This window comes from Rhizobium sp. CB2179 (assembly GCF_057653455.1).
In genome coordinates this window covers 1589363-1609944 of sequence record NZ_CM172781.1, presented here as the reverse complement: position 1 = coordinate 1609944, position 20582 = coordinate 1589363, and the positions used below count along the sequence as shown (strand labels likewise).

Below are 20582 nucleotides of genomic sequence, written 5' to 3'. Positions count from 1 at the left end.
CCGTGTGGGCTCCGGTCCTAGGAAACCTTGCAGCAGGCCAGGAGGCTTAACGGCGGAATCGCCGACAACGCACCCTGTTCTCACCTTTTCCAGCCGCCTAGAGCTTATACCTGTCCCATTCCACCATCGACGGGAAGGTCGATGCCGGTCACGAACGAACTGTCTGCGCTTGCCAGGAACAGCGCGACGGTGGCCGCCTCTTCCGGCCTGCCGACCCGGCCCATCGGCATCTGGGCAAGCATCGCGGGTAGCCCTTCCTTGATGGCCTCGGCCGGGACGCCCAGCTTGCCGAAGATGGGAGTCTCGACCAGCCCGGGGCTGAGCGAGTTGACGCGAATCTTCCGATGTTTGAGGTCGGTCGTCCAACTGCGTGCAAAGGACCGTACGGCCGCCTTGGTCGCCGCATAGACCGAGTGCATCGGGGTACCCTTGCCATGCGCCACAGAGGCGTTGAGAATCACCGATGCCCCATCGCTGAGCAGCGGCAGCGCCTTCTGCACGGTGAAGAAGAGACCGCGAACATTGGCGTTGAACTGGGTGTCGAAATCCTCAACCGTTACCGCCTCGAACGGCGCGAGATTGTTGACGCCCGCGTTGGCAAAGATCACGTCGATCCTGCCGAAACGCTTGCCGACCTCCGCATAGAGCGCGTCCAGCGCGTCCAGGTCCGCGACATCCGCGACGATCGCCGCCGCGCTGCCGCCGATTTCGGCGGCGGCTTTGTCGAGCGCATCCTTATTGCGCCCGACGATGACGACCGTTGCGCCTTCCTGGGCGAAGAGCTTGGCTGACGCCAGGCCGATGCCGCTCCCGCCGCCGGTGATCACGGCGACCTTGTCAGTCAGTTTTGCCATTTCGTATGCTCCATGTGATGAGAAGGTGGGATAAAGCGCGTCGGAACTGCGCGGTTAGATTGCTTTCTGGGCGATATATACCGCCCTGGGATGCAGATCTCTCAGCCCTCATTGGTGATGACGACCTTGCCGAACACGTTGCGTTTGCCGAAATGCTCGAATGCGGCTTTGCCGTCGGCGAGCGTGAAGCGGCTGTCGATCACCGGGCGGATGCCATTCTGCGCGACGGCGGCGATCACGTCTTCCAGATCCAGACGATTGCCGGTGGCGATCGTCTGGAACCGCGCGAAGGTGAGGAACATGTCGAGGTAGCCGGGCATCTCCCCCTGCGACAGCACTCCCACCATCGACACCTGGCCGCTAAGTGCCACCGCTTTCAACGACTGGGCGAATGTGCCGGGGCCGCCAACCTCGACCACGCGGTCGACGCCACGCCCGCCGGTGAGCGCCTTGGCTAGCTCGCCCCAATCGGGATTCTCGGCGTAGTTGATCACATGGTCGGCGCCGAGTGCGCGCAGACGCTCCGCCTTCTCGTTCGACGAGGTCGTCGCGATCACTTCCGCGCCGCGCGCCTTGGCGAACTGCAGCGCGAACAACGACACACCTCCGGTTCCCTGCGTCAGCACGCGGTGCTGCGGACCGACGCCGGCGACCGCATTCCACCCGGTGACGGCGGCGCATGGCAGAGTCGCGGCATCGTCGAAGCTGATCGAATCGGGAATGGCGACCAGCTCGTTCTGGTCGACGGTGCGATATTCGGCCATCCAGCCATCAATCTGGGTGCCATATTGGGGCACAAATTCACGAAATGGTCCCGCATGCCAGCCCGGCATGAAATTGTTCGCCACCCGGTCGCCAACCGCGAAACGGACGACCCCCGAGCCGACCGCCTCGACGATCCCGGCAGCGTCGGACAGCTGCACCCGCCCTTCTTCGAGCGGAAAGGGCGACCAGCCGTTGATGATCGTGAGGTCGCGGAAATTGAGCGAGGTCGCCTTGATGTTAACGAGGACTTCGCCCGGACCGGGACTTGGCGTGGGCTCTTCGCGTAACTCCAGGCCGTTGACGGAGCCGATTTTCTGCAAACGATAGATCTTCATGCGCAACCTCCAGATTGTGTAAGTGATATGGTGGAGATTGACGGGATCATCTATTACGTGGAGTATGCATTTTATAACCTATCGTCCGAGATTCCCATGGACCCCTTCGATTCCGTCCTCAGCGCCATGCAGCTCCAAAGCTCGCTCTTCGTCCGCATGCGTGCTCATGCACCATGGGCGATGTCGTTCGATAGCGGCGGTCAGGCGCGGCTGATCGTCATCGCTAAGGGCCGGGGCTGGTTCACCCAAGTCGGCCACCCCCCGGTCATTGTCGAGGAAGGCGACTGCCTCATCATCAAGCAGGGGGTCATGGGCATATTGGGCGACGCTCCGGACCGGGTCGCAGTGCCCTGCTGGCAGATTGCCGACCATGTGACGGGCGAGACGGTGTCCTTCGGTGGAGACGGCGAAGCGTGCGAGTTCTTCTCGACCCTGTTTACGTTCGACCACGCTGCGGGCGAGCCCTTGTCGGCGCTGTTGCCCGATGTTGTTCATGTCGCCATGGCGAAGTCCGACGCAGGGCGGATGGTCTCGATCCTCGAACAGATCGGAAAAGAGGAGGCGCAGGCGTCGCTTGGCGGCTCCTATGTCGTCGGCAGGCTGCTCGACGTGCTGTTCATCCAAGCGATCCGAAGCTGGGCCAGTTCGGAGGGGAATATGCCCGAGGGCTGGCTCGCCGGACTGACCCATCGCCAGTTGGCGCAAACGCTGCACCGGATTCATGCCGATCTGGCGCACCCGTGGACGCTGGAGCAGCTCGCCCGCGATGTGGGGATGTCGCGCTCCACCTTTGCAGTGCTGTTCAAGTCGGTCGTCGGAGTGCCGCCGCTGACCTACATCACGACTTGGCGCATTTATCGTGCGAAACTCATTCTCGCCGCCGGCCACTCAATCTCAGCGGCGGCCGCGCAGACCGGCTATGGCACCGACATCGCCCTCAGCCGCGCTTTTAAAGCTGCGACCGGCGTGGCGCCGGGGCAGTGGCGGCGCGAGCGACGTGGCGTCGACCGTCCCGTTCCCAGTGGAGATCGATCAAGGGCGCCGGTCAGGCACCCTGTTCCGGCTGATTTGTAATCAGAAGTCATGGCGAAGACGTTCGCAGCTTTTCCGCAGGTCTTGGGATCTTTCGCCTACATTCAGGATCAAAATGTTCATGGCCCGCTGACTGCTGAAATGAGCACACGGGCAGAGTGTATTGAGAAGCTCGATGGCACGAAAAACATTGTGCACCGCAGCAACCTTTTCGTAGATTGACGCGTTTAGTTCAGCATCACCGCCATCCCGGCTGCTGATTGGCGGAGACTTTCATGAGATCTATGTCAGACACGCTCGCACGCCTTGCTGCGCTGCGAGGAACCCTTCGCGCCCAACCCACGCAGAACAACCCCGACCTGGTCGCCTTGGATGCGTTTGGCTCAAACCCCGGCGCCTTGGGGGGCTACACCTATTTGCCGTCGAAGCGCGGGAAAAACCTGGCCCTGGTCGTCGTCCTGCACGGCTGCACCCAGACTGCCGCCGGGTACGATATCGGGTCCGGTTGGTCGCGATTGGCCGAGGACTACGGCTTCGCGCTGCTGTTTCCCGAGCAACGACGGGCAAACAATCCAAACCTCTGCTTCAATTGGTTTAACCCGGAGGACATAAGCCGCGATCACGGCGAGGTATTTTCCATTCGCCAGATGATCGCAAAGGTCGTTGCGGAACACGGTATCGACGGCAGGCGCGTGTTCGTGACCGGGCTTTCGGCCGGCGGCGCCATGGCCGCAGCCATGCTCGCCACCTATCCCGAGATTTTTGCGGGCGGCGCGATCATCGCGGGCCTGCCATATGCAAGTGCCGGGACCATTCCCGAGGCATTCGACCGAATGCGCGGTCACGGCAGCCCAACTGCCAAGGAGCTTGAACTGCGATTGAGAAACGCTTCAGGGCACAAAGGCCCATGGCCGACATTATCGCTCTGGCAGGGGAGCGCAGACAGAACCGTCGTGCCATCCAATGCAAATGCGATCGTGGAGCAATGGAGAAATATCCACGGCGTCGACGCATCGCCGGGGCGCGTCGCAGATATCGGACGACACCAGCGAAAGGTCTGGACCGATGCTCACGGTGTCGATGTAATCGAGCTCTATACGATTGCCGGGATGGATCACGGCACGCCGCTCGATGTCGACACCGGATACGGAGCAAGCGGCCCCTTCATGCTTGATGTCGGAATTTCATCGACCGTCGAAACTGCCAGGTCCTGGGGTCTGGTCCCCTCATTTGAAAAACGGCGCGACGCAAAACCCTCGGCTGCGCAACCGGAAAACGCCGCAGGCCCATTCGGCGCGGGCAGCGACCGGGGCGGCATTCAGAAGGTCATTGAAGATGCCCTCCGGTCCGCTGGGCTGATGCGGTAGTCATATCGCTAATTAAAGTGGAGATTTGTAGACAAGAATAAATACGCGGAATAGGAATGGCGCTCATCGTCATACGGGGAGACACCATGGTTCCGCTTTCGCTTTTCATCACAACTGCTTCGCGCCGCCGCATGGCGGCTGCACTTGCCGCCGCGCTGTTGGCACCTGCAGCTTTTGCCGAAGAGATCGTCTTCAAGGATCAGGGGAACCACGAGGTGCGGCTGGCAAAGGCTGCCGAACGTGTCGTCTCGATCGTCATCCCAATGGCCTCCACCGTCATCGCGCTGGATGGCAGCACCCGGAAGCTCATTGGGATGAACCCGACGGCAAAGAGCGCCGTGGTCGAAGGGATTCTCGGAAAGATCTTCCCCGAGGCGAAGGATATTCCGTCTGATGTGACGGCGCCGAATTTCGTGCCTAATGTCGAGGCGCTCACCGCCGCCAATCCCGATCTCGTCATCCAATGGGGCGATCGCGGCGCCGATATCGTCGCACCCATCACCAATGCCGGGCTCACCACGATGCTGATCCTCTATGGCACGGAAGAGCTGACCCGCGATTATATGACCATGGCCGCAAAGGCGATCGGCAAGCCGGAGCGGATCGACGAACTGGTGGAATGGCGTGATCGCGTCCAGAAGGATATCGAGGCCAAGACGACTGCTATCCCCGATGACAAGAAGCCGAATGTTCTCTACCTCGGCCGTGCGCTCTCCGATATCAGCGCCTCCGGCACCAAGGGCAATTACAATGCCTGGTCCATCGAGCTTGCGGGCGGGAGAAACGCCTCGGACGAACTCAACGGCACGGTCTCGGTGAACAAGGAACAGATCGCAGCGTGGAACCCCGACGTCATCTTCCTCAATGCATTCGAGGCAAAGCTGAATGTCGACTGGGTCTATAACGATCCGATCCTGTCTCTGACCAATGCCGCCAAATCCAAGCGGGTCTACAAGATGCCGCTCGGCGGCTATCGCTGGGATCCGCCGAGCCAGGAATCGCCGTTGTCCTGGATGTGGACGGCCAACCTGCTCCATCCCCAGATCTTCAAATACGACCTGCGGACGGAAATGAAGACGGCCTACAAGACGCTTTACAACTACGACCTGGCCGATAGCGATATCGACAATATCCTTTGGCTGAAGGAACAGGGCGCTGCCGCCGACTACGCGCAGTTCGAGGCGAAGTGACGTCATGGCGACGATAACGCAGGAGGAGACGGCGCCGGCTGCCCGCCGGATTCACCTCGCCAGGCAGACACTGGTCTTCACGTTGCTGCTGGCGCTGCTAGTGATCGCCTTCACCGTCAGCCTCTGCGTCGGACGGTTCTCCGTGCCGGCTGGACGCGCGCTGGAACTGATCTGGCAAGGGATCAGCGATCCCTCGCGGGAGCTTGCCGGGATCGACGAACGCATCGTGCTGCTGGTGCGTGCGCCGCGTGTCGTGCTTGCTGCACTTGCCGGCGCCGGGCTTGCGATCTCGGGCGCCGGCCTTCAGGGCGTGTTTCGAAATCCGCTGGTTTCGCCAGACATACTGGGCATTTCCCAGGGTGCCGCCTTCGGCGGCGCGCTGGCGATCATGCTCGGCATCTGGGGATTTCCGCTGATTGCCATGGTGTTCCTCTGCGGCATGGTGGCCGTCATCCTGGTGGGGCTGCTCTCGCGCATCAACGGCCGGTCGGAAACGGTCACCGTGATCCTGTCGGGGCTGGTCATCAGCTCGATGTTCTCGGCGGTCGTCTCGCTGCTGCAGTTCATCGCCGATCCCAATACGTCCCTTCCCGCCATCGTCTACTGGCTGATGGGGTCCTTTGCGACAGCCACCTGGGAACGCACGCTGGTGGCGGCACCCGGCCTCATCCTCGGAAGCTGCTTCCTGTGGATGCTCCGCTTCCGGCTCAACATCCTGTCGCTCGACGAAGCCGAAGCCCGCAGCCTCGGCGCCAATACGATACGCGAGAGATGGCTGGTCTTCTGCCTCATCGCCGTCATCGTCGGCAGCCAGGTCGCGGTTTCGGGCATCATCGGCTGGATCGGCATCGTCATTCCCCACGCCGCCCGCCTGCTGGTCGGCCATGATCACCGCGCGCTGCTGCCGGCAGCCGCCGTGCTCGGCGCAGGATTCATGGTCTGCATCGACACCCTCGCCCGCACGGCGACGGCCGCGGAAATCCCGCTCGGCGTCATCACCGCCCTTGTCGGCGCGCCGATCTTTGCGGCTCTCCTGCGCCATCACTATCGCGAAAGGACCGGATCATGATCGGATTGACGGATGCGGTCGTCAGGTTCGGGCCGCGCACCATCCTCGACCGCCTGAGTTTCTCTGTTCCCGTCGGGCGGTCGCTCGCCATTCTTGGCCCCAACGGACGTGGCAAGACGACCACGCTGAAAGCCATGCTCGGCTTTCAGCGGCTGGACGAAGGCGGCCGCGTCGCGCCCGCCATCGTCGGCTACGTCCCGCAGACCGGAAGCAGCAACCAGCGCTACCGCGCCATCGACGTCGCCGTCATGGGGCGGGCAGCGCATCTCGGCCTGTTCGGGCAACCGGGACCTTCCGATTTCGAGATTGCCCATTCAGCACTCGAGCGGGCGGGAGCGGCCCGCTTTGCCGATCATTTCTTCGACCGGCTTTCCGGCGGCGAACGGCAACTCGTGCTTCTGGCGCGAGCGATCGCCACCGGGTCGCAGGCGATCGTCCTCGACGAGCCGGCGGCGGCACTCGACCTTCGCAACCAGGAGCGGCTGCTGAACCTGCTCAAAAGCCTGCGCGAACCGCGCGACAAGGCGATCGCCTTCACGACGCATGATCCGAACCATGCGCTTGCCGCCGCCGACGATGCGCTGCTGATGATGCCGGATGGTCAATCGCTGTTCGGTCCAGTCGCGGAGGCGATCACGCCGGAACATCTGGAACGGCTTTACGGTGTCCCGATGCGGGTGGTCGAGCTTATCGGCCCGACAGGCGACAGGCATCAGGCGGTTCTGCCCGCCTTTGCAGGAATTTGCGCCGCATGAGCATCGTTCTGATCCAATCGCATTATCAAGACCCTTTCGGCATGAGCCCGCCGGCTTTCGCCGAGGCGACCGCGCAGGGCAAGCTGATCACCGTACGCGAGATGGAGCTGACCGAGGCGCATTTCGCCGCCGTAAGCGGCCTCATCACCACCACCCATCTCGATCAGGTCGGCTTCCTCAGATACGCGCCGGCGGTGGCGTCCTTCCTCGACCGAGGCGGCCGGTGGATCTTCAGCGGCCACATGCTTCGGCCGATCCTGCCGGAACTCGGCGCCTATATCCCGATGCCGCAGCCGAAAAGAGCCGACTTCGTACAGGTCAGGCAATTCGATCATCCTGTTTTTGCCGGCATCGACCAGAGGATGCTGGAAACGAACCGCGGCGTCGCCGGTTTCTACGGCCGCGGACACAACCCGATGCCATCAGGCGCCGTTGCGATCAATACGTTGGGACCGGCTGCGGTTCCCGTCGACTGGATCTGGGCGCGGCCGGCGGGCGGAGAAATATTGTCGCATGCCGGAAACGAGTTCTGGGGCTGCGGAGACGATCCCGACATCAAAAAGCAACTGGCCGGCCGTGTTGTCGCCTGGCTGGCGGGGGAGCTGAACCGATGAGCGTGCTCGCGATCCATCCCGGCGCCTACTACCACATCGAGACGCTGGAAGCGCCGCGTTACCGGCATCATTTCGACAGGCTGGTGCGCCCGGAGGAGCTGCCCTCGGTCGAACTCAGCGAACACCAGGTGCTGTTCATTCCCTGCCGGACGCCGGCGGACCGGATGGCGCCGCATGCGGCGCAGCTGCGCGCCTATCTCGACCAGGGCGGCACGATCGTTGCGACCGGCGAGACGGCATGGGAAGCGTTCCTGCCGGCGATCCATTTCACGCCGCAACCGACAAACTGGTGGTGGTGGCTGACCGAGGGCGCCGATCTCGGCGTCAGGATCGCAGCACCCGGCCATTCGCTGTTCGAACATCTCAGGCAGGACGATCTGACCTGGCACCTTCATGGCTGGTTCGCTCCACCAGAGGGCGTCGAGGTTCTGGCAGTGAACGAGGAAGGCAAGCCGATCCTCTATGTAGACGAGGTCACGACGGCGGGGCGCATGGTGATCACCAGCCTCGACCCCTGCTTCCACCACGGATCGCATTTCATGCCGGCGACGACGCGCTTCCTGGATGGTTTCCTTCCCTGGATGCGCAAGGAACTGGACAAGGGAAAATCGGAATGAACGAAACGAAGATCGAAGTCCTCGAAGACGGCAAGCCGCTTGCCTATGCCTTCGCCGACATCATGCATTATCACGGCTATGGTTTTCCCGGTGGTGTCGCCCATGCCTTCAAGGTGATGGAGCGCGCCTTTCCGCTGCTCAGCGCCGACGGACCGCCGGAGCGCCGCGAAATCTCGATCCGCACGGCCTTTCGCGGCCCGGGCGGGCGTGACGCCTTCGAAATGGTGACACGCGCATTGACGGAAGGGCGCTATAGCGTCGACCCCTTGCTCGATCGGCCGGAGCGCGGCGATATCCTCGCCCGCTACGTCTTCGAGCTCAGCTATCGTGGCCGCACCGTCACCCTGCAACTGTGCGACGGCCATGTCCGCGAGGAATTCATCATGCTCGGCCGCAAGCCCGACCGGACACCCCAGGAAGAGGAGCGTCTCGCCTGGCTAAAGCAGGAGATGGCGGACCGCCTGCTCGCGTTGCCGCCGGAGGCGGTTTACGAAGAGGGATAGGACGACCACTCAGATTCGGCAGACCTCCCCGAAGATCGCCACTATCGGTTTTGAGACTTGGGCAGTGGTCCGTTTTGATGGCTGAAGACGAGTTCGCTCTGGACATCTTGCTGAAACTGCAGCACCCGCTGACCGACTTCGCTCTCCGGCATACCGGCCGCCAGAAGCTGATCGGCAAGCCTGCGGCATTCGGCCTTCCAGAATTCTATCGCATCTGCGCCATGCCGCCGGCCGAGTTCGCGCGCGCAGCGCTCAATGTTGGCAGTTCCGGTTCCAGCGGGAAAGGCAATAATCTTGCCTTCATTGGCGCCGGCAGGCCGGCGGGTCATTTCAGTAGCCATCGAACACAGGTTCCTTTGATCCTGTTCGTTGTCTACGGGACTATGGTTAATGCTTTCTATTTGTTGCAGTAAGAAGATCAATCAGGTGGAAATTTAGCGGGCGGCAATGTCACCAGACAATCGGATGGGTTTTGCCGGTGAGCACGTTCACGAACCCCTGCGGCGCCAGCTCCGAGGGCGCGACCAGCACCCAGCGCCAGGGCGAACAGGTCAGCGTCGCAAACGACAGGCGCTCGGGAAATCCCGGCCACCATCGAGGCGAAAATGTCGGCTCGTACATCCAGTCGATCCCGGCACCGGCGGCATAAAGAGCCTGCATCTCCGCATCGAGAACTTCGGCCGAACGCGCCGTCATCAGGCCGCCGATTTCGTAGCGGACGCGGGCGAGAATCTTGCCGGCGGATATCAGCACCCAGCCGCCCTGCTGCTCGTTCAGGGCATTGACTGATATCGCCATCGCCTCGTCCGATGAGCCGACCGTCCAGATATTGTGCTTGTCGTGCCCGAGCGTGGAGGCAAGCGCCGTCTCCGGCGTGCGCGGCCCGGTGCCCAGCCAAAACATCCTGGAGACCTTGGCCTCCCCGGAGAACCGGTCGACAATCGAGAATTTGGTGACATTGCGCGCGGGATCCCGCTGCACGGCGCCCTCTTCCACCGGCAATTCCATGGTAATGAAATCGTCGTGCCAGTGAAACGGCCGCAAAAGTGCTGCGTTCACCGTGGTCCGGTTCGTCGGCGCCTCGATGCGGAAATCGTCAGCCGTGACCGTCCGGTCTATTTTCACGGTCCGCGTCGCCCATTGCGGCCAGTCGATTTCGGGACGCACGCCAATGAATGTCGCGCCCTCGGACACAGGACGCCCGTCGGCCCATACCTTTTCGATCGACAGGCTGGCGACGTCGCTGAGAAGAACAATATCGGCGAAGCGGCCCGGCGCGATCGATCCGACCCAAGGCGTCAGCCGCATATGGCGTGCCGGATTGAGGGTGACGCACTGGATGGCAACCTCCGGCGCAAGGCCGTTTTCAATGGCGAGCCGGACATTGTGGTCGGTCGCACCGATTTTCAGTGTGTCCGAGGCGCTGCGATCGTCGGTCACCAGGGCGATCTGCGACCAGTCCGTCAGTCCCTTGTCGATCAGACCGCGGATGACCTCCGGCAGGGAATGCGGCCTGAGCTCGATGAAAAGGCCGTGGAGAAGTTTCTGCCAGATTTCATCGAGAAACCAGCCTTCGTGATCGGAGGCGAGACCTGCCGCGGCAAAGGCATTGATCGAGGCGATGTCGCGCAGTCCGGCACCGTGGCCTTCGACCACACCGCGCTGCTCGAAGGTCGCGCCGATCATGCCCCACAGCCGATCGTAGGAGGGATTGCCGGGATCGGATATGGACGGCCAGTCCATGACCTCGTCGAGCCCGGCGACCATCAGGCTCTCGGATAGGAAGGCTTTCTGCTCATCGTAGCCGAACCAGCCGCCACCCCATTCATAGGCGGTCGGCGGGACGGCGGAGCCAGGCAGAGGAAAGATTTTCATTGGCGATCCGCGCCGGCGCGCTTCCAGCCAGAATTCGAGGTTGCGTGCGCCGTTGACATTGGAAAATTCGTGGCTCGCCTCGCATGTCCAGGTCACGCCATGCGGCATCACCAGAGCCGCCTCCCACTCAGGCGTCAGATGAGAGCTTTCAATATGTTTATGGGCCTCGCCGAAGCCCGGCACGGCGGCAAGATCCGGCTCGGAGAACCGCTCGTTCACCTCGCCTGCGTAACTGCCGGCGGGGCCGACATAGGCGATGCGGCGGCCCTTGATGACGATCTCCTGATCGTCGAGCCATGTCCTCGAATGGACATCGAGCAACCTGCCGACCCGCAACAACCTGTCGGCGGGCCGGCGTCCGAGCGCCGTCAGCACGAGATCCTGGCGCGTCAGCACCTCGTCGGACGCGTTGATCAGCAGATCGTCGGGAAGAGCAGTGCGCGAAGTGGCCATGAATGAAATGCCCGTGAGAAGCTGGAACCGCCGGACCGTAAAGACCACACGCCGATGTGTAAAGCGATGCTCCGGTCTTGGAAAATTCTCGGCACAAGAGCGTATTTGCCCAAGTATTGAGCTTGCGACCCGACCGATCAAAAAATAGTATCCCTAAAATCCAGGGGGTATGATCCCGATTATCAACGCCGTTTTTCACAGAAGGACATTGCTCATGAAAGCCAGCCGTTTTGCCCGAATCCTGTCTCTTGCGCTGCTTGCCGCCGTCGGCAGCACCGCGGCGGCACAGGCGCAATCGAAGACGCTGACCATCTCCTGGTGGGGCTATAACGGCGAGAAGATGAATGCGAACATCATCACGCCCTTCAAGAAGATCTGCGGCTGCGAGATCGTGTTCGAGACCGGCAACAATGCCGACCGGCTCAACAAGCTGAAATTGCGCGATGGCAAAGGCGTCGATGTCATCTATCTCACCGACAGCTTCTCGCAGCTCGGCATCGAACAGGGATTGTTCCAGGAAGTCGACGCGTCGAAGATCCCCAACCTTGCGGATATCTACGAGCTGGGCAAGGCGCCTCAGGGCAAATACGGGCCTGCCTACACGATCGGACGCGTCGGCATCGTCTACGACTCCGCCAAGGTCAATCCGCCGATCACCGCCTGGGGCGACCTGTGGCGCGGCGATCTGAAAAGCTCCGTCTCCTTGCCCGGAATCACCACTACGGCCGGCCCGCTGGTCGTGCTGGAAGCCGGCAAGCATGGCGGCACCGATGCCTATGAAGACGCCGACAAGGCCTTTTCGGAAATCGAGGCACTTAAGCCCAATGTCGTCAAGAACTACAACACCGGCTCGGAGCTGGTGAACCTGATATCAACAGGCGAAGTTCGCGTTGCGCTGGCCCAGGACTTTACCCTGGCATCGATGCAGGCGGCCGTTCCGACGATGACATGGGCCAAGCTCAAGGACGGCGACATCGCCACGCTGAACACCGTGAACATCCCGAAGGGTTCGGAAAATGTCGAACTCGCCCATCAGTTCATCAACTTCATCCTGTCAAAGGACGTCCAGCAGGCCGAAGCCGAACAAGGCGTCGATGCGCCGATCTCGACAAAGGTCAGCCTGACGCCGGACCAGGCGAAGATCTGGACCTATGGCCCGGATATGGTCGCGAGCCTTACCCGAATCGACTATGCCAAGATGAACGCTGCCAAGGCCGACTGGATCGATCGCTGGAACGAAGTCTTCGGTCAGTAAGCTGCGCGATATCCGGCCTGAGGCCGGTTTATTGCCAGTCCTGGGCCAGACCTGGGCCAGACATGGAAGCGCCGCGCATCCGCATCCGAGATGCGGCGCTTCCGATATCAGGACATGCCACGAGTTTTAAGATGAAGCATTTTGCCAGGTGGGGATTGACGATGCCGGCGACGATTGCGGTCGTTGTGCTTCTCATCGTTCCCGTGGCCATCACCATCGCGGCGACGTTTGCGGAGCCGAAGGGCGTGTTTGCGCCCTATGTGACATTCTTCAGCAGCGGCTTTCGGCGGGCGGTTCTTTATCGGACGCTGGAGGTCGCCCTGGTCACGACGGCGATCTCCCTCACCGTGGGTTTCCTCACCGCCTATGTGATCGCGCAGATGCCTGGTCGCGCAAAGAGCATCATGATCATCGCGGCGGTTTTTCCGCTGCTGACCGGTGTTGTCGTCCGCTCCTTCGCATGGCTGATCATTCTCGGGAAAAACGGCATCCTGAACGCCATGCTGATCTCGACCGGCATTATCGGGGAGCCGCTTTCGATGCTCTACACCGAAGGCTCGGTGATCGTCGCCATGGTCTATCTCTTCGTTCCCCTGATGATCCTGACGCTCGTCGGGGTGCTTGAAGGCATCCCGCGCGATCTGATCGATGCCGCCGCCTCGCTCGGCGCGAGACCGCTGATGACATTCTTTCAGGTGATCCTGCCGCTCGCGACGCCCGGCCTCATCGTCGGCGCGGTCCTGGTCTTCACCGGCAGCTTCACCTCCTATGCGACACCGCAACTGCTTGGCGGAGAAAAACAGATGATGATGGGGACCTTTCTCTACCAGCGCGCCATGGTGACTTTCGACTGGGTCGGCGCATCGACGATCGCCGCCATCATGGTGGTGCTGACGCTCGGCGTCGTCCTCATCATGAGCCGCATCGCACGCCGGCTCAATCCGATGGCGGTGTGATGGACAGGCGCGTTCACCCGATCCTCGCCGCCTTCGCGGCCTGCGTTTTCTTCTTCCTGCTCGCACCGCTCGTCATCATCATCGGTGCGGCCGTCAGCAATACGACCTACCTGACCTTCCCGCCGCAGGGCCTGACATTGCGGTGGTTCGTCAATATCTTCGAAATCGAGGCCTTCCGCACGACTGCGATCACCAGCCTGCAGGTCGCCTTTTTCGGCACGGCGCTGTCCCTGCTGATCGGCGTCCCGGCCGCCTATGCGATCAACCGCTACCGGGTGGAATTGCCGCGCTGGCTTTCCACCATTTTCGTGCTGCCGATCCTGGTGCCGGAGATCGTCTTCGGCTTTTCGCTGATGAAATCGGTGACGATCGGCCTCGGGCTGCCGATCTTCATCAGCCTGCTGGTCGGCCATGCCCTGCTGATCCTGCCCTATTCGGTGCGTGTCGTCGGCGCCAGCCTGGCGGCCTTCGATTTTTCCGTCGAGGAGGCGGCGATCAGCCTCGGCTGCCCGCCGCTGAAAACCTTCCTGACCGTGGTCCTGCCGAACATCCGCGCCGGGGTCATTGCCGCCTTCATCCTCGCCTTCATCACCTCGATCAACGACGTGTCGGTTTCGGTCTTCCTGACGGGGCCGGGCATCTCTACGCTGCCGATCCAGATCCTTGCGCATATGGAACAATTCTTCGATCCGACAATCGCGTCGGTATCGGTACTGCTGATGTTCGTGACAGTCGGCGTCATGGCTGTCGTCGAGGCCACGCTCGGCCTCACCTTCCTGACAAAGTAGAACGCTCTTGACCGTATCCCTCACCATCGATTCCATCTCCGCCCATTACGGCAGCACGCAGGTGCTCAAAGACCTGTCGATCTCAATCATGGCCGGGGAACTGGTCTCCCTGCTCGGCTCCAGCGGCTGCGGCAAGACGACGACATTGCGCCTCGTGGCCGGCTTTCTGCAGCCGAGCAGCGGCAGCATCAAGCTCGGCGAGCGCGACCTGACCGGCCTCCCCGCACATGCGCGCGACATCGGCCTGGTCTTTCAGAACTACGCGCTTTTTCCTCACCTGAGCGTGCAGGACAATGTCGCCTTCGGCCTGAGGCAGCGTCGTATTCCCCTGCCGGAACGGACGAAAAGAACGATGGCCATGCTGGAGCGTGTCGGACTTGCCGCCCTCGCCGACCGCCTGCCGTCGGCTCTGTCAGGCGGCCAGAAACAGCGTGTGGCTCTCGCCCGGGCCCTGGTCATCGAGCCGCCGCTTCTGATGTTCGACGAGCCGCTTTCCAACCTGGATGCAAAGCTCAGGATCGACATGCGCGTCGAGATCAGGCAGCTCCAGCGCGCCAACGGCACGACCTCGCTTTACGTCACCCATGACCAGGAGGAGGCATTCTCGATCTCCGACAGGGTTGCGATCATGAATGCCGGGCGCATCATGCAGCTTGACGCACCGGAGGTGCTGTATCGCCAGCCGGCCAACGCTTTCGTCGCCCGCTTCGTCGGCTTCGAGAACCTGATCGGCATGAAGGTGACCGCGCGCAACGGCGCGCTTGTGACCGCCGAAACAACGGGCGGAGCGCGGCTGCAGCTGTCTCAGGAAACATTCGGGCCAATCAAGGACGACTTCATACTGGCCTGCCGTGCAGACGGTCTTGCCGTCAGCCGTGACGGTGATGGCATCGCGGCCGTGCTCGGCACGCGCACCTATCTCGGCCGGGCCTATCAGTATAAATGCATGACAGCCGCAGGAGAGATCACCGCCAATGGCGCGCTGTCCGACCCGCTGGAAACGGGCGCGTCCGCCGTGTTGACACCCGTGGCCGAGCAATGCTGCATTCTCGACCCGGAAGATTGAGCCGCTGAGGAGTAACGATGACCAGTGCCAACAATCAGCATATCGATGCCGTTCTTGCCCATGTGGACCGGAGCCTCGATGACAGCCTGGCGCGGCTTTTCGACCTGATCCGCATTCCGAGCATCTCGACCGATCCGGCCTATCGCGAACAATGCCGCACTGCCGCCGAATGGCTGAGCCGAGACCTAACGGACATCGGCTTCGAAGCATCGGTGCGCAAAACGACCGGCCATCCGATGGTCGTCGCCCATGAAAAGGCGGCGTCCGGACCGCATCTGCTGTTCTACGGCCATTACGATGTCCAGCCGGTCGATCCGCTGGCGCTGTGGAAGAGCGATCCGTTCGAGCCGCGCATGGAAGCCTTGCCAAACGGCGACACTGCGATCGTGGCGCGCGGTGCGTCCGACGACAAGGGGCAGTTGATGACCTTCGTCGAAGCCTGCCGCGCCTGGAAAAGTGTCACCGGGAAACTGCCAGTGCAGGTGAGCGTGCTGTTCGAAGGTGAGGAAGAGGCCGGCAGTCCGAGCCTCGCACCCTTTCTGGATACCACGGCAGAAGAATTGAAGGCCGATGCGGTTTTCGTCTGCGACACGGATATGTGGGATCGCGAAACGCCTGCCGTCACGACGATGCTGCGCGGTATCTTCAGCACGGAAATCGAGATCACCTGCGCCGATCAAGACCTTCATTCCGGCATGTTCGGCAATGCCGCGCGCAATCCGCTGCAGGTACTGTCAGATATCGTTTCGAGCCTGCGGCGCGCCGACGGTAGCGTCGCGGTCGAGGGTTTCTATGATGACGTGAAAGAACTCCCCGACTCCATCAAGGCGCTGTGGAAGAGACTGCCCTTCGACGAGAAGGCCTTTCTTCGCGATATCGGCCTGAGAGATCCGGCCGGCGAGGCAGGCCGTTCCGTCCTCGAACAGATCTGGGCGCGCCCGAGCTGCGAAATCAACGGCGTGAGCGGCGGCTATACCGGCGAAGGCTTTAAGACGGTCATTCCGGCAAAGGCGAGCGCCAAGATTTCGTTTCGCCTGGTGGAGGGACAGGATCCTTACGCGATCCGCGATGCTTTCCAGCGGCACGTGCGCGAGCGAATCCCAAGAGATTGTTCGGTCAGCTTCAGGGATTACGGGCTTTCGCCGGCAACCGTCATGCCGATAGACAGTCCGTTTCTCACCAGGACGCTTCAGGCGCTTTCGACGGAATGGCAATGCGAAGCAGCCCTTGCCGGCACCGGAGGCTCGATCCCGATCATCGGCGAATTCAAACGGCGGCTCGGATGCGATGCCCTGCTGGTCGGCTTCGCCCGCTTCGACAACCGCGTCCACAGCCCGAACGAAAAATACGATCTCTCCAGCTTCCACAAAGGCATACGATCCTGGGTTCGCATCCTGGCGGCCCTCGCCGACTGACGCGGGTGTATCGCGCCGCGCGGTTTTTCGAGAGCGGCAAAGGACGCTGTAACACTTTGAATTGCTGCATTATGCAGTAGGCTATGGTGCAGCAAGCGCCCCACATCACCATCGACACCGAGGCAGCAGAGACCACCGATGACGATAACCGCTCCCCGCGATTTCCTGAAAGGCCTGTTTGACGCGGCGGTTCGCGCCGCCGATCCGCTGACCGGCATCAAGGCGCATCTGCCTGAAAGGCCGAAGGGAAGGACCGTGGTGATCGGTGCCGGCAAGGGCGCGGCGCAGATGGCGCGGGCGCTCGAAAGCGTCTGGGACGGGCCGCTCGAAGGTGTGGTGGTCACCCGTTACGGCTATGGCTGCGAGACACGCGGCATCGAGATTATCGAGGCCGCCCATCCGGTGCCGGATGCGGCTGGCCTTGCCGCCGCAAAGCGGCTGACCGAGACGGTGAACGGGCTGACGGAAGACGATCTGGTGATCGCGCTGATCTGCGGCGGCGGCTCGGCGCTGCTGCCCGCCCCACCGGACGGGCTGACCCTAGAAGACGAGATCGCGCTCAACGAAATGCTGCTTGCCTCGGGCGCGCCGATTTCGGCGATGAATGTCGTGCGCAAGCATCTCTCCACCATCAAGGGCGGCAGACTTGCGGCAGCGACCAAAGCGAGGGTCGTCAGCCTGATCGTCTCCGATATTCCCGGCGACAACCCGGCTCATGTCGCCTCCGGGCCGACCGTGCCCGATGGTTCGACACGGCACGATGCGCTTGAGATCATCAGGCAATACGAATTGCAGCTGCCGCAGGCAGCACTCGACCATCTGAACTCGCCGAAGGCCGATGCACCGCGGCCGGACGATCCGGTCTTCTTGCGGCACGCGCATCACATCATCGCCTCCGCCGGCGTCTCGCTGGAGGCCGCCGCCGCCCTGGCGAAGTCGCAGGGGATCGAGCCGGCCATTCTTTCGGATGCGATCGAGGGGGAATCGCGCGACGTGGCGCTGGTGCATGCGGCCATCGCCCGCGAAGTGTCGGGCCGGAACCGGCCGTTTCCGAAGCCGGTCGTCATCCTTTCCGGCGGCGAGACGACGGTGACGCTGAGAACCAAGGGTGGCAAGGGCGGACGCAACGGCGAATTCGCGCTCGCCATGGCGCTTGCGATCGACGGACAGGAGGGCATTCATGTCCTCGCCGCCGACACGGACGGGATCGACGGCTCGGAGGATAATGCCGGCGCCTTTGTCGATGGCAGCACGGCAAGGCGCTTGCGCGCCGCCGGGCTCGATCCGCGCCGGCTGCTCGACGGCAATAGCAGCTATTCGGGCTTTGCGGCCACCAGCGATCTCTTCGAAACCGGCCCGACCGGAACCAATGTCAATGATTTCAGGGCTATCCTGATCTGTTAGAGCAATTTCAGGAAAAGTGCGAAGCGGTTTCCCGTCCGGAATTGCGTAAAATAAAAGCAGCCGACCGCTACGCGCGGCGCTGGCGGATCAGGTCTCGATCCGCCCCTGCCCGACCAGCCAACCCACGGATTCCTGCACCGCCTGCAGGGAGGTGTATCTCGGGGTGTAACCGAGCAGGCGTTTGGCTTTGGCGATCGAGCAATTCGGGCTGCGGGCGATATGCTCCCAGGTCGCCTTCGCATCCTCAGCTGTCTGACTTTCGGCCCAGGCGTCGAATGGGGCGAAGCTGAGCTTCGGCTCGTGCCCGAACCAGCGAGACATGGATTCGGCATAACCGCGAAGGGTCAATGCCTGCTCCGAAACCGCGTGGAAACTTTCGCCGGTCGACGCATTCCAGTTGGCGATCGCATCCATGAACATCGCCGCCACGTCATCGGCATAGACGTGATGAACGGTCTCCAAGCCGAAATGGGGCAGCGCCAAGGTCTCTCCGCGGGCAAGGGTTGAAAAGACCTGCAGGTTGAAATTCCCGGCCGGATTGAGCGGCGTCCAGCCGGGACCGACAATGTGCCCGGGATGGATGATGGTCGCCGGAAATCCGCGAAGCCTTGCCTGCTGCAGCAGATAGGTTTCGATTGCCGCTTTCTGCGTCCCATAGTCGCCGAAGGGAAATTTCGGCGTCTCCTCCAGCGTGGGTACGACCGTCGAATGGCCATGCGTCCAGATCGTGCCGGTATGCAGGAAGTGACCGACATGCCCCGACAGCGCCGTCACCAGATGCTCGGCACTTTCCAGCGAGAAGCAGATCATGTCGATGACGATGTCGGCTTTCACACCACGCACGGCCGGGCCGAAATCACCCGTCTGCTCCATCGCTGCCCGATCCATCTGACGCTGATCGACGGCAGCCCAGGCGTGGTTTGCCGTATAGGGCTTTGCCGTGCCGCGGCTGATCGTGACGACGTCGTGACCGGCTTCCACCAGACGGGGAACGAGATAGGTTCCGACATGGCCCGTTGCTCCGATTACCAAAACCCGCATCATCGTTCCTCCCTTGGCATTTCCGTGTTGAATATGCTGCGCTTGGGTGATCCTGCAAGCGGACTTTTCGTGATCAAGGGGCTGGACCAGGCCCGCTATCGATTTTTGAAAACAAGGCAGGTGCCGCCGTGTTTGCGGATCTGGTTGCAGAGGTTGTTGGCGTCCATGCGCGTCTGCCGGCCGATGCGGGCAGCATAACGTGGGCGAAAACCAAAGCTGCGATCACGCTGGCGCAAGATCAGCGGCTGCTCCGCATTCAGGGGCGCGGGCAGATCCTGCACGGCATCGAGAAACATTCGCCTGACTATCGCGACATTCGCATTCGCGGCGATCTGGACGCCCCAGGGCGCCCATTCACCCTCCTGACGCCAGGGCGTGTCCTTCAACGTCCGTCTCTCCGCAAGCGCCACGCAGCCGTCCAGGAAGGACTTGTCCTTGTCGAGCGGGGCAGCCGCGTCTTCCGGCGGATTATCCTTCCATTCCTCGACCGTATGCGCGGTGATTGCCAGGACGTAACCGCGCGTCTCGTAAGGTAATCTCCCTGACGTAAGGTAAGAGGAAAGTCCATTTTCGCCGGCATTGTAGGCAGCGGCGGCAAGGCCGAGATTGCCGAAACGATTGCGCAATTCGTTGAGATACTGCGCCGATTTCCGCAGGGCTTCCAATACCTGGTAGCTGTCCTCGAGACCGCGCAGTTTCGCCGTTCCGGGCATGAATTGCGCAATCCCCTGCGCTCCTTTGAAGCTAACGGCATCGGGGCGAAAGGTGCTTTCCCGCCAGATGAGACGGGCGAAATAATCCGGCGGCAAGTGACTGGCGCTGGCGAAATGCTCGATCGCGACGCAAAGATCGCGGTTGAAACTATCTTTCCGGATGCAGAGCGTCTCACCGGATCCCAACGCCGAAGGTCCCGAATACAAGCAGGCCGCCGGCCCGACGCTCCCCTCAGGCTGGGCCTTTACCGTGTCCACTTGGGAAAACAGAAGACAGAGCGAAAGCATGGCCTTGGCCAATCTCTTCCCAATGTCGGACTGACGTTTTCGGCGTGTCATCGGATCTCATGAGGTTCGAACTTCCATCGCGACGCTGGATTCTAGATACCATCGATCAAGGCGCGACGCTTCTCCATTTCCATATCTGCACCTCGGTTGTTGGCACGGACGGTCACAGGTTTCTAATTTCGCCATCGATTTTGGAACAAACATATTCGACCTGCCATGGTCGTAGC

General features: G+C 61.9%; 21 protein-coding genes. 15 read left to right on the top strand and 6 right to left on the bottom strand.

What is annotated here, in order from left to right; genetic code table 11:
* Nucleotides 1-104: 104 nt before the first annotated feature.
* Both AC244Q_RS08070 and AC244Q_RS08065 read right to left on the bottom strand, forming a co-directional pair.
* On the bottom strand, nt 105-854 hold the full coding sequence (locus tag AC244Q_RS08070) for an SDR family oxidoreductase (protein ID WP_012757217.1): 750 nt from the start codon (nt 852-854) through the stop codon (nt 105-107).
* A gap of 101 nt (nt 855-955) precedes the next feature.
* Nucleotides 956-1954: a zinc-dependent alcohol dehydrogenase family protein gene (locus AC244Q_RS08065; protein ID WP_012757216.1), complete on the bottom strand. Its 999-nt coding sequence runs from the start codon at nt 1952-1954 to the stop codon at nt 956-958.
* Nucleotides 1955-1981: 27 nt separating this feature from the next.
* Between AC244Q_RS08065 and AC244Q_RS08060 the strand changes: the two genes are divergently transcribed.
* Genes AC244Q_RS08060 through AC244Q_RS08020 form a run of 9 tightly spaced genes read left to right on the top strand, consistent with a single transcriptional unit; the run spans nt 1982 to nt 9101 of the window.
* The gene (locus AC244Q_RS08060; RefSeq protein WP_113547027.1) at nt 1982-3028 is read left to right on the top strand and encodes an AraC family transcriptional regulator; all 1047 of its coding nucleotides are present in this window, start codon (nt 1982-1984) and stop codon (nt 3026-3028) included.
* Between the two features lie 9 nt (nt 3029-3037).
* Nucleotides 3038-3208, top strand: a complete 171-nt coding sequence (locus AC244Q_RS08055) for a hypothetical protein (protein ID WP_017993751.1) — start codon at nt 3038-3040, stop codon at nt 3206-3208.
* A gap of 53 nt (nt 3209-3261) precedes the next feature.
* A complete protein-coding gene (locus AC244Q_RS08050) occupies nt 3262-4353 on the top strand; it encodes an extracellular catalytic domain type 1 short-chain-length polyhydroxyalkanoate depolymerase (RefSeq protein ID WP_017993750.1) in 1092 nt (363 codons plus the stop codon).
* A 56-nt stretch (nt 4354-4409) separates the two neighbouring features.
* Complete coding sequence (locus AC244Q_RS08045) at nt 4410-5543, top strand: ABC transporter substrate-binding protein (protein WP_017993749.1); 1134 nt, start codon at nt 4410-4412, stop codon at nt 5541-5543.
* A gap of 4 nt (nt 5544-5547) precedes the next feature.
* Complete coding sequence (locus AC244Q_RS08040) at nt 5548-6612, top strand: FecCD family ABC transporter permease (RefSeq protein ID WP_029873068.1); 1065 nt, start codon at nt 5548-5550, stop codon at nt 6610-6612.
* Nucleotides 6609-7367, top strand: a complete 759-nt coding sequence (locus AC244Q_RS08035; protein WP_017993747.1) for an ABC transporter ATP-binding protein — start codon at nt 6609-6611, stop codon at nt 7365-7367. The genes AC244Q_RS08040 and AC244Q_RS08035 overlap by 4 nt, the downstream gene beginning before the upstream one ends.
* Nucleotides 7364-7981 (top strand): hypothetical protein, encoded by a 618-nt coding sequence (locus AC244Q_RS08030; RefSeq protein WP_113547029.1) that lies wholly within the window; start codon nt 7364-7366, stop codon nt 7979-7981. The genes AC244Q_RS08035 and AC244Q_RS08030 overlap by 4 nt, the downstream gene beginning before the upstream one ends.
* Entirely contained in the window at nt 7978-8598 is a 621-nt protein-coding gene (locus AC244Q_RS08025) for a hypothetical protein (RefSeq protein WP_003538914.1), read from the top strand. Before AC244Q_RS08030 ends, AC244Q_RS08025 begins: the two co-directional genes overlap by 4 nt.
* Nucleotides 8595-9101, top strand: a complete 507-nt coding sequence (locus AC244Q_RS08020; protein ID WP_128405733.1) for a hypothetical protein — start codon at nt 8595-8597, stop codon at nt 9099-9101. The genes AC244Q_RS08025 and AC244Q_RS08020 overlap by 4 nt, the downstream gene beginning before the upstream one ends.
* A gap of 41 nt (nt 9102-9142) precedes the next feature.
* Here the strand turns inward: AC244Q_RS08020 and AC244Q_RS08015 are convergent, their stop codons facing one another.
* Together AC244Q_RS08015 and AC244Q_RS08010 are read right to left on the bottom strand one after the other, a co-directional pair.
* Nucleotides 9143-9442 (bottom strand): DUF6074 family protein, encoded by a 300-nt coding sequence (locus AC244Q_RS08015; RefSeq protein WP_017993743.1) that lies wholly within the window; start codon nt 9440-9442, stop codon nt 9143-9145.
* A gap of 109 nt (nt 9443-9551) precedes the next feature.
* The gene (locus AC244Q_RS08010) at nt 9552-11570 is read right to left on the bottom strand and encodes an adenine deaminase (RefSeq protein ID WP_017993742.1); all 2019 of its coding nucleotides are present in this window, start codon (nt 11568-11570) and stop codon (nt 9552-9554) included.
* 73 nt (nt 11571-11643) lie between these two features.
* Between AC244Q_RS08010 and AC244Q_RS08005 the strand changes: the two genes are divergently transcribed.
* The 6 genes from AC244Q_RS08005 to AC244Q_RS07980 all read left to right on the top strand — a co-directional run bounded on the left by AC244Q_RS08005 (nt 11644) and on the right by AC244Q_RS07980 (nt 18313).
* Nucleotides 11644-12684: an ABC transporter substrate-binding protein gene (locus AC244Q_RS08005; RefSeq protein WP_128405734.1), complete on the top strand. Its 1041-nt coding sequence runs from the start codon at nt 11644-11646 to the stop codon at nt 12682-12684.
* Between the two features lie 131 nt (nt 12685-12815).
* Nucleotides 12816-13640: an ABC transporter permease gene (locus tag AC244Q_RS08000; RefSeq protein ID WP_012757205.1), complete on the top strand. Its 825-nt coding sequence runs from the start codon at nt 12816-12818 to the stop codon at nt 13638-13640.
* Nucleotides 13637-14428 carry an ABC transporter permease gene (locus AC244Q_RS07995; protein WP_128405735.1) on the top strand — a complete coding sequence of 264 codons (792 nt, stop codon included), beginning with the start codon at nt 13637-13639 and terminating at the stop codon, nt 14426-14428. Before AC244Q_RS08000 ends, AC244Q_RS07995 begins: the two co-directional genes overlap by 4 nt.
* A gap of 7 nt (nt 14429-14435) precedes the next feature.
* Complete coding sequence (locus AC244Q_RS07990) at nt 14436-15494, top strand: ABC transporter ATP-binding protein (protein WP_128405736.1); 1059 nt, start codon at nt 14436-14438, stop codon at nt 15492-15494.
* A 17-nt stretch (nt 15495-15511) separates the two neighbouring features.
* Nucleotides 15512-16909, top strand: coding sequence for a dipeptidase (locus AC244Q_RS07985; protein ID WP_017993738.1), 1398 nt, complete (start codon nt 15512-15514; stop codon nt 16907-16909).
* 138 nt (nt 16910-17047) lie between these two features.
* Nucleotides 17048-18313: a glycerate kinase type-2 family protein gene (locus AC244Q_RS07980; RefSeq protein ID WP_128405737.1), complete on the top strand. Its 1266-nt coding sequence runs from the start codon at nt 17048-17050 to the stop codon at nt 18311-18313.
* Between the two features lie 87 nt (nt 18314-18400).
* Here the strand turns inward: AC244Q_RS07980 and AC244Q_RS07975 are convergent, their stop codons facing one another.
* Both AC244Q_RS07975 and AC244Q_RS07970 read right to left on the bottom strand, forming a co-directional pair.
* Nucleotides 18401-19357 carry an NAD-dependent epimerase/dehydratase family protein gene (locus tag AC244Q_RS07975; protein WP_206641034.1) on the bottom strand — a complete coding sequence of 319 codons (957 nt, stop codon included), beginning with the start codon at nt 19355-19357 and terminating at the stop codon, nt 18401-18403.
* A gap of 92 nt (nt 19358-19449) precedes the next feature.
* Nucleotides 19450-20406, bottom strand: coding sequence for a lytic transglycosylase domain-containing protein (locus AC244Q_RS07970; RefSeq protein ID WP_017993735.1), 957 nt, complete (start codon nt 20404-20406; stop codon nt 19450-19452).
* Nucleotides 20407-20582: the final 176 nt, after the last annotated feature.

Excerpts from the sequence above, each read along its gene's own strand:
- AC244Q_RS08070 (WP_012757217.1), bottom strand. The coding sequence starts at position 854 with ATGGCAAAACTGACTGACAAGGTCGCCGTGATCACCGGCGGCGGGAGC.
- AC244Q_RS08065 (WP_012757216.1), bottom strand. The coding sequence starts at position 1,954 with ATGAAGATCTATCGTTTGCAGAAAATCGGCTCCGTCAACGGCCTGGAG.
- AC244Q_RS08060 (WP_113547027.1), top strand. The coding sequence starts at position 1,982 with ATGGTGGAGATTGACGGGATCATCTATTACGTGGAGTATGCATTTTAT.
- AC244Q_RS08055 (WP_017993751.1), top strand. The coding sequence starts at position 3,038 with ATGGCGAAGACGTTCGCAGCTTTTCCGCAGGTCTTGGGATCTTTCGCC.
- AC244Q_RS08050 (WP_017993750.1), top strand. The coding sequence starts at position 3,262 with ATGAGATCTATGTCAGACACGCTCGCACGCCTTGCTGCGCTGCGAGGA.
- AC244Q_RS08045 (WP_017993749.1), top strand. The coding sequence starts at position 4,410 with ATGGCGCTCATCGTCATACGGGGAGACACCATGGTTCCGCTTTCGCTT.
- AC244Q_RS08040 (WP_029873068.1), top strand. The coding sequence starts at position 5,548 with ATGGCGACGATAACGCAGGAGGAGACGGCGCCGGCTGCCCGCCGGATT.
- AC244Q_RS08035 (WP_017993747.1), top strand. The coding sequence starts at position 6,609 with ATGATCGGATTGACGGATGCGGTCGTCAGGTTCGGGCCGCGCACCATC.
- AC244Q_RS08030 (WP_113547029.1), top strand. The coding sequence starts at position 7,364 with ATGAGCATCGTTCTGATCCAATCGCATTATCAAGACCCTTTCGGCATG.
- AC244Q_RS08025 (WP_003538914.1), top strand. The coding sequence starts at position 7,978 with ATGAGCGTGCTCGCGATCCATCCCGGCGCCTACTACCACATCGAGACG.
- AC244Q_RS08020 (WP_128405733.1), top strand. The coding sequence starts at position 8,595 with ATGAACGAAACGAAGATCGAAGTCCTCGAAGACGGCAAGCCGCTTGCC.
- AC244Q_RS08015 (WP_017993743.1), bottom strand. The coding sequence starts at position 9,442 with ATGGCTACTGAAATGACCCGCCGGCCTGCCGGCGCCAATGAAGGCAAG.
- AC244Q_RS08005 (WP_128405734.1), top strand. The coding sequence starts at position 11,644 with ATGAAAGCCAGCCGTTTTGCCCGAATCCTGTCTCTTGCGCTGCTTGCC.
- AC244Q_RS08000 (WP_012757205.1), top strand. The coding sequence starts at position 12,816 with ATGAAGCATTTTGCCAGGTGGGGATTGACGATGCCGGCGACGATTGCG.
- AC244Q_RS07985 (WP_017993738.1), top strand. The coding sequence starts at position 15,512 with ATGACCAGTGCCAACAATCAGCATATCGATGCCGTTCTTGCCCATGTG.
- AC244Q_RS07980 (WP_128405737.1), top strand. The coding sequence starts at position 17,048 with ATGACGATAACCGCTCCCCGCGATTTCCTGAAAGGCCTGTTTGACGCG.
- AC244Q_RS07975 (WP_206641034.1), bottom strand. The coding sequence starts at position 19,357 with ATGATGCGGGTTTTGGTAATCGGAGCAACGGGCCATGTCGGAACCTAT.
- AC244Q_RS07970 (WP_017993735.1), bottom strand. The coding sequence starts at position 20,406 with ATGACACGCCGAAAACGTCAGTCCGACATTGGGAAGAGATTGGCCAAG.